This is a genomic window from Sulfitobacter sp. 1A13368 (genome assembly GCF_043557275.1).
Taxonomy (GTDB): domain Bacteria; phylum Pseudomonadota; class Alphaproteobacteria; order Rhodobacterales; family Rhodobacteraceae; genus Sulfitobacter; species Sulfitobacter faviae.
Genome location: NZ_JBIFFR010000001.1, coordinates 399,995 through 414,130 on the forward strand (window position 1 = coordinate 399,995; position 14,136 = coordinate 414,130).

General features: G+C 61.8%; 13 protein-coding genes. 11 read left to right on the forward strand and 2 right to left on the reverse strand.

What is annotated here, in order from left to right:
• Positions 1-51: 51 nt before the first annotated feature.
• On the reverse strand, positions 52-969 hold the full coding sequence (coxB, locus tag ACGYK4_RS01945; RefSeq protein ID WP_394454880.1) for a cytochrome c oxidase subunit II: 918 nt from the start codon (positions 967-969) through the stop codon (positions 52-54).
• Positions 970-1,148: 179 nt separating this feature from the next.
• Between coxB and tldD the strand changes: the two genes are divergently transcribed.
• The 6 genes from tldD to ACGYK4_RS01975 all read left to right on the forward strand — a co-directional run bounded on the left by tldD (position 1,149) and on the right by ACGYK4_RS01975 (position 8,896).
• Complete coding sequence (gene tldD, locus ACGYK4_RS01950; protein WP_394411254.1) at positions 1,149-2,570, forward strand: metalloprotease TldD; 1,422 nt, start codon at positions 1,149-1,151, stop codon at positions 2,568-2,570.
• Between the two features lie 96 nt (positions 2,571-2,666).
• Positions 2,667-3,821 carry a DNA-processing protein DprA gene (gene dprA / locus ACGYK4_RS01955; protein WP_394454881.1) on the forward strand — a complete coding sequence of 385 codons (1,155 nt, stop codon included), beginning with the start codon at positions 2,667-2,669 and terminating at the stop codon, positions 3,819-3,821.
• A gap of 243 nt (positions 3,822-4,064) precedes the next feature.
• Positions 4,065-6,734 carry a type I DNA topoisomerase gene (gene topA, locus ACGYK4_RS01960; protein ID WP_394454882.1) on the forward strand — a complete coding sequence of 890 codons (2,670 nt, stop codon included), beginning with the start codon at positions 4,065-4,067 and terminating at the stop codon, positions 6,732-6,734.
• Between the two features lie 151 nt (positions 6,735-6,885).
• A complete protein-coding gene (locus tag ACGYK4_RS01965) occupies positions 6,886-7,473 on the forward strand; it encodes a L,D-transpeptidase (protein WP_394454884.1) in 588 nt (195 codons plus the stop codon).
• Between the two features lie 95 nt (positions 7,474-7,568).
• Positions 7,569-8,273 carry a CoA transferase subunit A gene (locus ACGYK4_RS01970; RefSeq protein WP_394431505.1) on the forward strand — a complete coding sequence of 235 codons (705 nt, stop codon included), beginning with the start codon at positions 7,569-7,571 and terminating at the stop codon, positions 8,271-8,273.
• Entirely contained in the window at positions 8,273-8,896 is a 624-nt protein-coding gene (locus ACGYK4_RS01975; protein WP_067267257.1) for a CoA transferase subunit B, read from the forward strand. Before ACGYK4_RS01970 ends, ACGYK4_RS01975 begins: the two co-directional genes overlap by 1 nt.
• Before the next feature lie 45 nt (positions 8,897-8,941).
• On the opposite strand, the gene ACGYK4_RS01980 is transcribed toward ACGYK4_RS01975, so the two are convergent.
• Positions 8,942-9,757, reverse strand: a complete 816-nt coding sequence (locus tag ACGYK4_RS01980; RefSeq protein WP_394454886.1) for a lytic transglycosylase domain-containing protein — start codon at positions 9,755-9,757, stop codon at positions 8,942-8,944.
• A 359-nt stretch (positions 9,758-10,116) separates the two neighbouring features.
• Between ACGYK4_RS01980 and ACGYK4_RS01985 the strand changes: the two genes are divergently transcribed.
• From ACGYK4_RS01985 to ACGYK4_RS02005, 5 genes are all read left to right on the forward strand, one after another.
• A complete protein-coding gene (locus tag ACGYK4_RS01985) occupies positions 10,117-10,320 on the forward strand; it encodes a Flp family type IVb pilin (RefSeq protein WP_394431500.1) in 204 nt (67 codons plus the stop codon).
• A gap of 107 nt (positions 10,321-10,427) precedes the next feature.
• On the forward strand, positions 10,428-10,595 hold the full coding sequence (locus tag ACGYK4_RS01990) for a hypothetical protein (RefSeq protein ID WP_394431498.1): 168 nt from the start codon (positions 10,428-10,430) through the stop codon (positions 10,593-10,595).
• Between the two features lie 142 nt (positions 10,596-10,737).
• Positions 10,738-11,598 carry a Flp pilus assembly protein CpaB gene (cpaB, locus tag ACGYK4_RS01995; protein WP_394431496.1) on the forward strand — a complete coding sequence of 287 codons (861 nt, stop codon included), beginning with the start codon at positions 10,738-10,740 and terminating at the stop codon, positions 11,596-11,598.
• A gap of 204 nt (positions 11,599-11,802) precedes the next feature.
• Positions 11,803-13,230 (forward strand): type II and III secretion system protein family protein, encoded by a 1,428-nt coding sequence (locus ACGYK4_RS02000; protein WP_067267251.1) that lies wholly within the window; start codon positions 11,803-11,805, stop codon positions 13,228-13,230.
• Positions 13,217-13,912: an OmpA family protein gene (locus tag ACGYK4_RS02005; RefSeq protein ID WP_394431494.1), complete on the forward strand. Its 696-nt coding sequence runs from the start codon at positions 13,217-13,219 to the stop codon at positions 13,910-13,912. Before ACGYK4_RS02000 ends, ACGYK4_RS02005 begins: the two co-directional genes overlap by 14 nt.
• The last annotated feature ends 224 nt before the right edge of the window (positions 13,913-14,136 follow it).

Here is a 14,136-nt window from a genome sequence, read left to right on the forward strand (position 1 = left end):
TCCAAGGGTAAACACGGGGCACGGGCCTGTGCCCTGCCCCGTGGCACTGGCTTACTTAGAGGCGACGGTCAGCGGCTGTTCGATGCCGGCATATTCCGCCTTGGCGTTGCCAAGCCATTCCGCATAGGCCTCTTCCGAAACCACTTTGACGGTGATCGGCATATAGGCGTGCGCCTGACCGCAAAGCTCGGAACACTGGCCGTAGTAGACGCCTTCCTGCTCGGCGGTGAACCACAATTCGGCCAGACGACCCGGCACGCCATCCTGTTTCACGCCGAAGGCGGGGATGGTCCAAGAGTGGATCACGTCGCTGGCGGTGACCTGCACGACGATGGTCTTGCCGACGGGGATGACGACCGAAGTGTCGGTGGCCAGCAGGAAGTCGTCGCGGCTGTAGCCTTCGTCTTCGAGCTTGCCGACCATCGCGTCATCCAGCACGAAGGGAGTCACGTCCTCATCACCGTCGCCCAGCGTCGCCGGAGCGCCGATCATGTAGCTGTCAAAGGCGATCTCTTCGTCGACATATTCATAGGTCCAGTACCACTGGTTGCCGATGGCCTTGATCGTGATGTCCGCTTCGGGGATTTCCTGCTGGCGGAACAGGATCGGCAGCGAATAGGCACCGATCAGCACAAGGATGAGAATCGGCCCGATCGTCCAGGCGATTTCGATCGGGGTGTGGTGGGTAAAGGACGAGGGGTTCGGGTTCCGCTTTTTGTTGTAGCGGATCATGACCCAGATGATCAGGCCGGTCACGAAGACGGTGATCGCGGCGATGATCACCAGAATCAGGTGATCCAAATCATGGATATCCCGCGCCAATTCGGTAACGGCGGGTTGAAAGCCTGTCTCGCCGTCAACAGGTCTGCCGATGACATCAAGCCCGTCAATGCGCAGGCTGTCCTGTGCCAATGCAGGCAGGGCGGCAAGGCTGGTCAAAAGACCGGAAAGGGGGAGTAGATGTTTCATATGTCGTCCTGATCTTGTGACCATTAAGAAGCCGATAAGCACCCCAAACCGCTGCTGCGATCCGGTGCCGTTGTAATCCTGGGTGCTTACAATCATATTCTGCCTACAAGATAAAGTCACATGCTTGCGTCATAGAGCCGCGCGAGACAGTTTTGTGACAGCAAGCAAGGATACCCCCGATGAGCCGCGCGCATTTCACCCCCTTCGAGGCCGATCTGGACCGAGAAACCGCTCTGAGCGTGCTGCGCGAGGCCGTGGCCGGTGCCGATGACGGCGAATTATTCCTCGAACGGCGCCGCTCTGAGGCGCTGGTTTTCGACGACGGACGCCTCAAAACCGCCAGCTATGATGCCGCCGAGGGCTTTGGCCTGCGCGCCGTGCGCGGTGAGGTGGCAGGCTACGCCCATTCGACCGAGCTGAGCGAGGCCGCCCTGCGCCGCGCGGCGGAAACGGCGCGGCTGGCGGTGGGCGATGGCGGCGGCACTTGGGCGGATGCGCCTCAGGCCAGCAACACGCGTCTCTATACGGACGAAGACCCGATCGCGGGCCACGCCTTCCCGGTCAAGGTCGATACCCTGCGCGAGATCGACGCCTATGCCCGAAGCCTCGATTCCCGCGTGGTACAGGTGAGCGCCACGATCGCCGCCAGCATTCAGGAGGTCGAGATTCTTCGCCCCGAAGGACATTCGGTGCGTGACGTCCGCCCGATGACGCGGGTCAATGTCTCGGTCATTGTCGAGCAGGATGGCCGTCGCGAGAGCGGCGGTGTCGGCGGCGGCGGGCGGATCGGGCTCGACGGTATGCTCGCCCCCGAAGACTGGCAGGCCAAGGTCCGCGAAGCCCTGCGCATCGCCTGCGTGAACCTTGAAGCCGTCCCCGCGCCCGCGGGCGTGATGGACGTGGTGCTTGGCCCCGGCTGGCCCGGCATCCTGCTCCACGAAGCCATCGGTCACGGGCTTGAGGGCGATTTCAACCGCAAGGGCTCCAGCGCCTTCGCCGGGCTGATGGGCCAACAGATCGCAGCCAAGGGCGTGACCGTGCTGGATGACGGCACGATCCCCGACCGGCGCGGCTCGATCTCTGTCGATGACGAGGGCACCCCCTCGGCGCGCAATGTGCTGATCGAAGATGGTAAGCTGGTCGGCTATATGCAGGACCGTCAGAATGGGCGGCTGATGGGCAGCGCCTCAACGGGCAACGGGAGGCGGCAATCCTATGCGCATATCCCGATGCCGCGCATGACCAACACCTATATGCTGGGCGGCGACGCGGCACCGGGCGATATCGTGGCCGACCTCAAGGACGGGATCTATGCCGTGGGTTTCGGCGGCGGGCAGGTCGATATCACCAATGGTAAATTCGTCTTCTCCTGCACTGAGGCCTACCGCGTGCAGAACGGCAAGATCGGCGCGCCGGTCAAAGGAGCGACCTTGATCGGCGATGGGGCCACGGCCTTGCAAAAGATCCGCGCCATCGGCAATGACCCGACGCTAGACCCCGGCATGGGCAACTGTGGCAAACAGGGGCAATGGGTGCCGGTGGGTGTGGGCCAGCCCACTTTGATGATCGGCGGGCTGACTGTCGGCGGCGCTGCGACCTGACGGCACGCTGGGGTTGAATCAAATACGCGGGGAAATGTTCATAGGTTGTTAAGCACTAAATCCTATACCTGATTCTGCAACGGACGGAGTTTCGGGATGACTGACAAGGACCTACATCCTTCTTCCACTCACCCCCCACTCCCACCCACCCAGGAAGATGAACAGTTTGCCCGGCTTCGTCTGTTGCGCTCTCGCCGCGTGGGTATTTCGACCTATCGGCGCCTGCTGGATGAACATGGCTCTGCCCAAGAGGCGCTGAAGGCGCTGCCGGAAGTCGCGCATGCCGCCGGGATATCAGACTACCGCATCTGCCCCGAAGGGGTGGTTCAGGCGGAACTCAACGCCGCCCGCCGCGCCGGGGCCCGGCTACTGGCTGAGGGGGAGACACCCTACCCGCGCCTGCTCAGCGACCTGCCCGATGCGCCGCCCTTCCTATGGCTGATCGGCGACCCGGCATTGCTGGGCCGTCCGATGATCTCCCTCGTGGGCGCGCGAAACGCTTCTTCGCTTGGGCTGCGCATGGCCCGCAACCTCGCCGCCGAACTGGGCGAAGCTGGCTTTGTCGTCGTCTCCGGCCTTGCTCGGGGCATCGACGCGGCGGCGCATGAGGCCGCATTGCCCCGCGGCACCATCGCCGTGCAGGCGGGCGGGGTCGACATTATATACCCTAATGAGAACACCGCGCTAGCGGGCCAGATCGCCGCGCTGGGGCTGCGCTTGTCAGAGCAACCGATGGGGCTGCAACCGATGGCCCGGCACTTCCCCCGCCGCAATCGCATCATCTCGGGCCTGAGCCGTGCAACGGTGGTGGTTGAGGCGGCGGCCCGCTCAGGCAGTTTGATCACCGCGCGCGATGCGCTGGATCAAGGGCGCGACGTGCTGGCGGTCCCCGGCCACCCGATGGACGCCCGCGCGGCAGGCTGTAACATGCTGATCCGCGACGGCGCGGTGCTGGTGCGCTCTGCCGCGGATGTGTTGGAGGTTTTGCCGGATGAGAAAACTCAGCCCCCGCTACCCCGCAGCAAGCCCCCCGCGGCCCCGCGCCCGGAAACGCCGCCGCGAAACCAAAGCCCTGTCGCGAAGCTCCATGCGCAGATCCTCTCTCGTCTCGGCCATGCGCCGGTTGCGGAGGATCAATTGATCCGCGACCTGCAAGTGCCCAGCAGCGATGTCGCCCCCGCGCTCCTCGATCTTGAGATGGAGGGGGAAATTCAGCGCCAACCCGGCGGGCTGCTCAGCCGCTCCGCCTGACGCCGCGAAGGAGCGCGGCCCGGTCTCAGCGCCGCGAAACCGGGGACCAACCGGGGGGCAGTTGGTCGGGCCAAGCAAGCCTCGAATGCCGAGGGTCGATGCCGCCGAAATGGCCCATCCGGCCTGCGAAACCGCTGCGCCGCAAACCCGTGTTACGCAGCAGCTGCATTGACAAACACCCCTGCAATCCCACATGAGACAGCGCAAAGCCGCCCCCGTTTTTGATCTAAGGTGCCTGTATTTATGCCCGTCGTCGTCGTCGAATCCCCAGCCAAGGCCAAAACGATCAACAAATATCTGGGCGACGATTACACCGTTCTCGCCTCTTACGGCCACGTCCGCGACCTGCCGCCAAAAGACGGCTCGGTGGATACCGACGCCGATTTCGACATGAAATGGGAGGTCGCCAGCGACAGCAAGAAACACGTCAAAGCCATCGCCGATGCGCTGGCCCAAGACAACGCATTGATCCTCGCGACTGACCCCGACCGCGAGGGTGAGGCGATCAGCTGGCACCTGCAAGAAGCGCTGACCAAACGCAAATCGATCAAGAAAGACACCCCCGTCAGCCGGGTCGTCTTCAACCAGATCACCCAGAAGGCGGTGACCGAGGCGATGCAGAACCCGCGTCAGGTCGACATGCCGCTGGTTGAGGCCTATCTCGCCCGCCGGGCGCTGGACTATCTGGTGGGGTTCAACCTCTCGCCCGTGCTCTGGCGCAAGCTGCCGGGCGCCAAGTCTGCGGGCCGCGTGCAATCGGTCACCCTGCGCCTCATCGTCGAGCGCGAGATGGAGATCGAGGCTTTCCGCGCCCGTGAGTATTGGTCGGTAAGGGCGCTGCTCGCCACGCCGCGCGGTCAGGAATTCGAAGCCCGTCTCGTCTCGCTCGCCGGCAAGAAGCTGGAGCGGTTCGATCTCGCAGACGCCACGCAGGCCGAAATGGCGGTACAGGCGATCACCAGCCGGGCGCTGAAGGTGATGAATGTCGAGGCGAAACCGGCGAGCCGCAACCCTTCGGCCCCCTTCATGACCTCGACCCTGCAACAGGAGGCCAGCCGCAAGTTTTCGATGGGCGCGCGCCAAACCATGTCGACCGCGCAGCGCCTCTATGAGGCCGGGCACATCACCTACATGCGGACCGACGGTATCGACATGGCGCCAGAGGCCGTCTCGATGGCGCGCGATGCGATCAAGGACCGTTTCGGCGCCGATTACGTGCCGAAAGAGCCGCGCATTTACAAGAACAAGGCCAAGAACGCGCAGGAAGCCCACGAATGTATCCGCCCGACGGATATGACCAAGGACGCCAAGGCGCTGAAGCTCGACGCCGATCAGGCGAAACTCTATGACCTGATCTGGAAACGCACGCTGGCATGCCAGATGGAAAGCGCGCGTCTTGAGCGCACCACCGTGGAGATCGGCAGCGATGACGCGCAGGTGGGTCTGCGTGCCAATGGTCAGGTCGTGTTGTTTGATGGCTTCCTGAAGGTCTACGAGGAAGGCCGCGACGATGTCGTCGACGAGGACGACAAACGCCTGCCCCAGATCAGCCAAGGCGACGCGATGGACAAGCGCAGCGTCACGCCCGAGCAACATTTCACCCAGCCCCCGCCGCGCTACACCGAGGCGACGCTGGTCAAGAAGATGGAAGAGCTCGGCATCGGCCGCCCCTCGACCTATGCCAGCATCGTCACCACGATTCAGGACCGCGAATATGTTCGCAAGGATGGCAACCGCCTGATCCCCGAGGACAAGGGCCGTCTGGTGACCGCCTTCCTTGAGAATTATTTCCGCCGCTACATCGGCTATGACTTCACCGCCGATCTGGAGGATCAACTCGACAAGGTCAGCGCCGGGGATGCCGCCTATAAGGAAGTGCTGCGCCGCTTCTGGCGCGATTTCTCGGCGGCCATCGCCGAGACATCCGAGCTGCGCATCACCGAGGTGCTGGAAAAGATTAACGAGGTGCTGGAGCCGCATCTCTTCCCGCCCACCGAAGACGGCAGCGACCCGCGGCTCTGCCCCAATTGCGAGATTGGCCGCCTGTCCATGCGTACCGCGCGCTCGGGCGGTGCTTTTATCGGCTGCTCGAACTACCCCGAATGCCGCTACACCCGCCCCTTCGGCCCGCCAGACCCGGAGGCCGAAGCCTCGGCCATTCCGCCCGACGGTAAGCTTCTGGGCGAAGATCAGGGTGACGAAATTCGCGTTTTCAAGGGCCGCTTCGGGCCTTACGTCCAGCGCGGCCCGGTGACGGAAGAGAACAAGAAACCCCCGCGCCAGTCGATCCCCAAGGATTGGGTGCCCGAGGATCTGACGCTGGAACAGGGCGTGATGCTCCTGTCGCTCCCGCGTGAGATCGGCCCCCACCCCGAGGATGGCGTCATGGTCTGGGCCAACATCGGGCGCTATGGGCCTTACATCAAGCACGCCGAAAGCACCTCGCATCGGGGCGGCACCAATGCCAATCTCGAAGGTATCGATGAGGTTTGGACCGTCGGCATGAACCGCGCGGTGCAGTTGTTGGCCGAGAAAGTCGCCAGCCGCGGTGGCCGGGGCAAGGCCGCGAAACCGATCCGTGAGATGGGTGAGCACCCGGATATGGGCGGCGCGGTCAACGTCATGGAGGGCAAATACGGGCCTTATGTGAAATGGGAAAAGGTGAACGCCACGATCCCGAAAGAGATCGAACCGGCGGACCTGACCATGGAGCGCGCGGTCGAGCTGATCGAAGAGAAGCTCGCCAAATCCCCCGCCAAACGCAAAGCGGCGACGAAGAAGGCACCGGCCAAGAAGACGGCAGCCAAGAAGCCCGCGGCGAAAAAGACGGCCACCAAAAAGGCCCCGGCAAAGACAGCGACAAAGAAACCCGCGGCCAAGAAAACAACCGCGAAAAAAGCCGACAGCGCTTAAGCCGCGCCTAGGCACAGCAACCGCGCCGGGGGATCGGCGCGGTTCCGCCTGTGGCCTGCCTTTATATCCAGCATCATGAATATGTGATTTGCCATTCCCCTTCGATTTTCGGATCAGGGGCGGCGGCAAGACCACTATGAAAGGCAGATCAATGTCAGGCATGAAATTCACCCGGCGCGGGCTGATCGCCGCAAGCGGCGCGGCGCTGATGACGCCGCAGATCCTGCGCGCGCAGGAACCCGGCCAAGCGCCCCGCGAATATTCCGCCGAACCTCCGGTATCGCGCAACACGTCGAGCTTTGCCACCCAACGTTGGCAGGATCACTTCGACAGCCTTGGCAAAGGCGCCATCGTCGCCGACACCACCAGCCGCGCGCTGCATTACTGGAGCGCGGACGGCCAGATCTACAAGGTCTATCCTACCTCCGTGCCCGCCACCGAGGAACTGACCAAACGCGGCTACACCGAGATCGTGCGCAAGAAAGTCGGTCCCGACTGGACCCCGACCGCCTCGATGATGGAGCGTTTCCCGCATTACAAATACATGCCGCCGGGCCCGGACAACCCGCTTGGCACCCATGCGATGTATCTTAGCTGGCCCGCCTATATCATCCACGGCACCCATGACACGCGCAAGATCGGGCGGCGGTCCTCGGACGGTTGCATCGGGCTTTATAACGAGAAGATCGAAGAGCTTTTCGGCCTCTGCCCCGTGGGCACGCAGGTGCGCATCATCTGACCTTCCGGGCGGCCTTTCCTGCGTAGCACCACGTAATTGACACTGCCCCGACGCAGGGTCACATATGGCGCAGCGAAACTGTAGGGAGGTCGCCCGTGAACAAAATCTATGGATCCGCCGCCGAGGCGCTGGAAGGCGTTCTGTCGGATGGCATGCTGATCGCCGCCGGGGGCTTTGGCCTTTGCGGCATTCCGGAATTGCTGTTGCAGGCGATCAAGGATAACGGGGCCAAAGACCTCACCTTTGCGTCGAACAATGCGGGCGTCGATGACTTCGGCATCGGCATTCTGCTGCAATCGCGGCAGGTTAAAAAGATGATCTCCTCCTATGTGGGGGAGAATGCCGAATTCATGCGCCAGTATCTGTCGGGCGAACTTGAGCTTGAATTCAATCCTCAGGGCACATTGGCCGAGCGCATGCGCGCTGGCGGTGCCGGCATCCCGGGGTTCTACACCAAGACCGGCGTCGGCACCCAGATCGCCGAAGGCAAGGAAGTGAAGCAGTTCCACGGTGAGGATTACATCCTCGAAGAAGGCATCTTTGCCGATCTGTCGATCGTGAAGGCATGGAAAGCCGACGACACCGGCAACCTCGTCTTCCGCAAGACCGCGCGCAACTTCAACCCGCCCGCGGCCATGTGCGGCAAGGTCTGCATCGTTGAAGTCGAAGAGATCGTCCCTCGCGGCAGCCTCGACCCCGACCACATCCACCTGCCGGGCATCTATGTGCATCGCATCATCCAAGGCGAGCACGAGAAACGCATCGAAAAGGTCACGACACGCAAGCGGGAGGAAGCCTAATGCCTTGGGATAGAGATCAGATGGCGGCACGCGCCGCAGAGGAACTCGAAGACGGCATGTATGTGAACCTCGGCATCGGTATTCCGACGCTGGTGGCGAACTATGTCGGCGACAAGGACATCACGCTTCAGTCGGAAAACGGCATGTTGGGCATGGGCCCCTTCCCTTATGAGGGCGAGGAAGACCCCGACCTCATCAACGCCGGCAAGCAGACCATTACCGAGCTGAGCCGCACCGCCTATTTCGACAGCGCCATGTCTTTTGGCATGATCCGCGGCGGCAAGATCGCAGCGGCGATCCTCGGCGCGATGGAAGTGGCCGAGAACGGCGATCTGGCAAACTGGATGATCCCCGGCAAGCTCGTCAAGGGCATGGGCGGCGCGATGGACCTCGTGGCCGGTGTCCGCAAGGTCATCGTCGTGATGGACCACCAGAACAAGGCCGGGGACTCGAAGGTGCTGAAAGAATGCACCCTGCCGCTGACCGGCAAAGGCGTGGTCGACCGGATCATCACCAACCTCGGTGTGCTTGATGTGGTCGAAGGTGGCTTGAAGATCGTCGAATGCGCCGATGGCGTGACCGAGGATGAGCTGCGCGCGGCGACCCAAGCGACGATCGTTTGAGAAAACAGCCCTCGGCGGCATCCGCCGGGGGCATGCCCGTCGCGCTCAGTTCATCGCGGCAAAGACGCAGCCATCGCTGATCAGTTCCGGCGGGGTCAGGCAAAGCCCCTGCGCCACTTGGAACGCCGCCAGCACCTTGGGCACATAGTCGCGCGTCTCAGCAAAAGGCGGCACGCCCGCATGTTTCCGCACCGACCCCTCACCCGCGTTATAACCCGCCAGCACGAGAATCGGATCGCGGTCGAACTCCCCCATCAGCCAGTCGAGGTATTTGACCCCGCCTGAGATATTCTCGGCCGCGATCATACTGTCGCGCACGCCAAAACGGGCGGCGGTATCGGGCATCAGTTGCATCAGGCCAGCCGCCCCCGCCCGGCTCACCGCATCGGCCCGGCCTGCGGATTCCACGCTGATCACCGCCAACACGAGCGCCGGAGAGACCTTGGTGCCCACGGTGGCGCGCAAGATGTCCGCCCCATTGCTGCGCGCGATATCTTGCAAATGTTGCAGGCGCGGTGCGGGCACTTTGCCGCCCGAAAGCGCCGCCATCGCGGGGGCCAATCGCCCTGCCCCGCTCCGCTCAGCCGCGGGAGAGATTTTATCCCAGAACCAATCGAACTGCCCGGCGTTCAAAGGCGCGATCGCGCCGCTCGGGGTCGCGGCGACCGCGGGGCCTGTGTCCACCTCCGCCGCTGCCGCGGCGCGGGCCGCCGGATCGATTTGCACGGTGATGCGTTTGGCCCCCTTCTTGGGCGGGCCGACCCGTTTGGCCGAGAACTCAGGGAACGGTTTCGGCCCTTCTGCCATGGCGGCAGGGGCCATGAGAGCCGTGACCAGCGAGAATGCCAATATGCGATACATGCCTGCTCTACCTTGCGTCTGACGCGCCTTTGCGCGGCAATATCTCACGAATCGTGGAATCGGGCCAGCGTTTGAGGCGGGGATCATGGCAATTTCGCCGCAATTGCGGTGTTAGACGGTGGGAAAGCGCAGGCGGAAGACCCGATACGAGAATTAAAACGCCAATAAACAAAGGGTTAACATGTTTCCGCAAGAAAATCGCGGACAGTCTGGAAAAGGCACGTTTGCTGCCAAATTCGCGCCCCAATCCGACGGCTATATAGGGTCATACCAAGTCGGACAGCCTCAAATGAGAGAACGAGGCACACCGGACGGCGAGGTTAAGACCTTTTACTCAGTGATCCTTGGAGGGACATGACATGATGAACTTTATCAAAAACTTCCGCAAAGACGAAGACGGTGCCGTGACAGTTGACTGGGTCGTTCTGACCGCTGCGATCGTTGGCTTGGCCGTGGTTGCTTTCAACACAATCGGCACGAATACGGAAACGCTCACAGGTGAAATTGCAGATGCGATTGGTGATGTTTCGGTTACTGAGGATAGCACCGACAACGACACCTAATATGTTTGGGCAATAGATCACTTCCATTAAAGGGCTGGCTTCGTCCGGAAGGCAGCCCTTTTTGTTTGTTGACCCGAATGTCGCCTACCAAATCAACGGAAACAAAAATGAGCAGATTCTTTGCGAACTTCGCACGCGACCAGAATGGCGCCATCAGCGTTGATTGGATTGTCTTGACGGTCGGACTGGTTGGCCTCGCGATCCTCATGCTAGGCGTATTCTCGGACAGCCTTGATGTGCTAGTTGAATACATCCGGGTCCAGCTGACCGCTTAAGACGACAGCGCCCCCCAAACGCGGCACGGCAAGCTCCTTCGGATCGCCTCCGGGCAGACCAATTCTCGCCATATTCGGCAGCTAACCTGCCTAGGAGATCAAAGCGGGCCGAGACTCGCTTCCATAGCAAAGAGGTAACATCATGCGAGCCGTATTCGGATTGGTTCTTTTGGTAGGTGTCGCACTTGCCGGCGGCGCCGTTTATCTGGCGAAAGACCGGATTTCACAGTATCAGGCTGCCAACGCCCGCGCCCAGGCCGCGCTTGCGCAGGTCGTGCCAACCAAGACCGTTTGGGTGGCTGACAAACCGTTGAAATACGGGCAACCCCTGACCCGCGAAGACGTCCGCCCCGTGAAGTGGCCCGAGAACGCCATTCCTGAGGGTTCCTTCTTCGAGGAAACCGTATTGTTCCCTGAAAACACAAAAGAACAACGCATCGTGCTGCGCAACATCGAGAAAGATGAAGCGATCATGGCCGTGAAGGTGACCGAGCCGGGCGAGGACTCTGGCCTGACCTCCCGCCTTGCGCGCGGAATGCGGGCCTTTGCACTTAAAGTTGATGTTTCCAGCGGCGTTTCGGGCTTCCTGCGCCCCGGTGACCGGGTGGATATCTATTGGACGGGCCGCGTAAACGTTGGCAACCAGTCCAGCAATGGCGATGTCACCAAGCTGATCGAATCGGCCATTCAGCTAATCGCCATCGACCAAAGCGCCGATGCGTTGGTCGTGGGGGAAGCCTCGATTGCCAAAACGGTGACGGTTGCCGTGAACCCGCAGCAGGTTGCCGCGCTTGCACAGGCACAATCGACCGGCAAACTCTACCTTTCCCTCGTCGGCACGAATGACGACACCGTGGCCGAGGCCATCGAAGTCGACCAACGCTCGCTTCTGGGAATCGAGGCGCAAGAGACCATCGCCGAAGTAACCAAAGAGAAGGTTTGCACGATCCGCACCCGCCGCGGGGCTGAGGTGGTCGAACTGCCGATCCCCTGCACAAACTGACCTAAAAACAACCTCTTGCTAAGTTAACGAAGGCGCCGCACCCCCCTGCGGCGTCTTTCATTTTTGCAGGTATGTTGCGCATAGCCCACATGCACAGCGCCCGCGAAGAGCTTGATTCTTGCAATAAATTTGGAATTGCCGCAGAGTGTTGCCAAACGAGGGCAAAAAGACCCATCCCGAGGCGTGATCAAAAAGGCAGGTCACATGAAAATCGATAGATTTCTGAAAGCGGCCCTGCTGGGGCTGACACTGGGCGCAATGCCGATGGCATTGACCCTGCCCAGTTCAGCTGGCGCCGACACGCTTCGCGTTGTCAAACGCGGCACTAATTCCAGCCTCGACGTCCCGATGAACCGCGCCGTGGTGGTGGAAAGCGACATTCCCTTCGCGGAACTCAGCATCGCCAACCCCGGCATCGCGGATATTTCCTCTCTGTCTGACCGCACGATCTATGTGTTGGGCAAATCGCCGGGGTTGACCACGCTCACGCTGCTCGACGCGGCGGGGCAGCTGATCACCAATGTCGATGTCCGCGTCGCGGCGGATGTCTCTGAATTCAAAGAACGGCTGCGTCAAATCCTGCCGGGTGAGAAGATCGAAGTGCGCACGGCTAATGACGGTATCGTGCTGTCGGGCATCGTCTCTTCCACACAACGGCTGCAACGCGCGCTCGATCTGGCCGAACGCTACGCTCCCGAACGGGTCAGCAACCTGATGAGCGTGGGCGGCATCCAGCAGGTCATGATGAAGGTCCGTTTTGCCGAGATGCAGCGCAATGTGTCGAAATCGCTCGGCTCTTCGCTGGCAATCAACGGCGGCTCCGATTTCAGCGCGGGCACCGGCAGCACCAATACGTCAGGCGGGGTCGCCACCTCGCTGGGCGGGTCGATCCCATCGGCGAACCAGAACGCAGGCGCAGTGCTATTCGGCTTCAACGCAGGCTCTACCCAAGTGGGCATCCTGTTGGAAGCATTGGAAGAAAAAGGCGTCGTCCGGTTCTTGGCAGAGCCGAACCTCGTGGCGCTTTCGGGCCAAGAGGCCAAGTTCCTCGCCGGGGGCGAGTACCCGATCCCAGTCGCCCAAACCAGTGATACGGTATCGGTGGAGTTCAAACCCTTCGGCGTAGAACTCGCCTTTATTCCGCGCGTCGTGGACAAGGATATCATCAACCTTGAGATGAACGCCGCCGTTTCGGCCATCGACGCAAGCAACAGCATTTCATTGGGCAACGGCATCGAGATTTCCGCCTTCACCCGGCGCGAAACCTCGACCACGGTCGAGATGCGTGACGGGGAAAGCTTTGCCATCGCGGGCCTCTTGACCGACGACTTCACCGACAGCACGCGGCAACTGCCGTGGATCGGCGATGTCCCGGTGTTGGGCGCGCTGTTCCGTTCGGCGGATTACCAGCGCAGCCAGACCGAATTGGTCATCATCGTCACCGCCCATCTGGTCACCCCGACCCGTGGCGAAGCGCTGGCCCTGCCCACGGATCGCATCAAACCGCCCTCTGAGAAAGACCTGTTCCTGCACGGGCGCACGGCGGATGGCACCCGCACCCCCAGTCGGGGCGCTGCGGGCGAAGTGGCCAAGCAGGACTTCCGCGGCTCCTACGGTTATGTACTGGATTGATCCGATGACACGCAGACATATTACGTTGATCGCGGGCACCGCGGCCCTGGCCGGGCTCGCCGCCTGCGCGCCCAGCAACGATCCGGTCTATACGCAGTTCTACCGCGAGTCGGGGTCGATCGTGGACACGGGCCAATTCGGCAATGCCACGCTGCACAACCGCCAAGTCATGACCGGCGAAAAGCGTGTGACCTTTGATTTGGCGAACCGTTTCTCTAACGAAGTCCGCTCGACCGTGACCTTCGCCTTCAACTCGGCCCGACTGGACGCGAATGCGAAAGCCGTCCTGCGCCAGCAGGCCAGCTGGATTCGCCAATTCCCCGAGATTCGCTTCCGCGTCTATGGCCACACTGATCTGGTCGGCTCGCAGGCCTATAACCGCGCCTTGGGGCTGCGCCGGGCGCAGGCCGTGGTGCGCTATCTCTCGACCTTGGGAATCAGCCCCAGCCGTTTGGAAGCCGTTGTTTCCTTTGGCGAAACTCAGCCTCTGATCGTGACCCAGGGCCGCGAGCGTCGCAACCGGCGCACGGTGACCGAGGTCAGCGGCTTCGTCCACGGCCACCCGATGCTGCTGGACGGCAAATATGCGCAGATCATCTACCGCGAATATGTAGCCAGCGCCGTGCCCCCCTCTCAGCTAAGCTCCGGTGCCACCGAAGCAGGTGGCGGCGGCGGGGAGTAAGGGTAAGCCCTTCTTTCGCATGGATAATATCCCCCCGCGCCTTTGGGCCGCGGGGGTTTTCGTCTCTGAAAAGCCATGTCCAATCGGGCGCGAATGGACGTATCGTTTCAAGATACCCAACAATAGAGGCTTTTTGGCCCCAATCTCGCCCCAGTTGGGGGTGATATTCGACGCAGAAGGATAAATGTGCCCGGCTCAAGAGCCGCGCATAAGGCAGAGGTCAG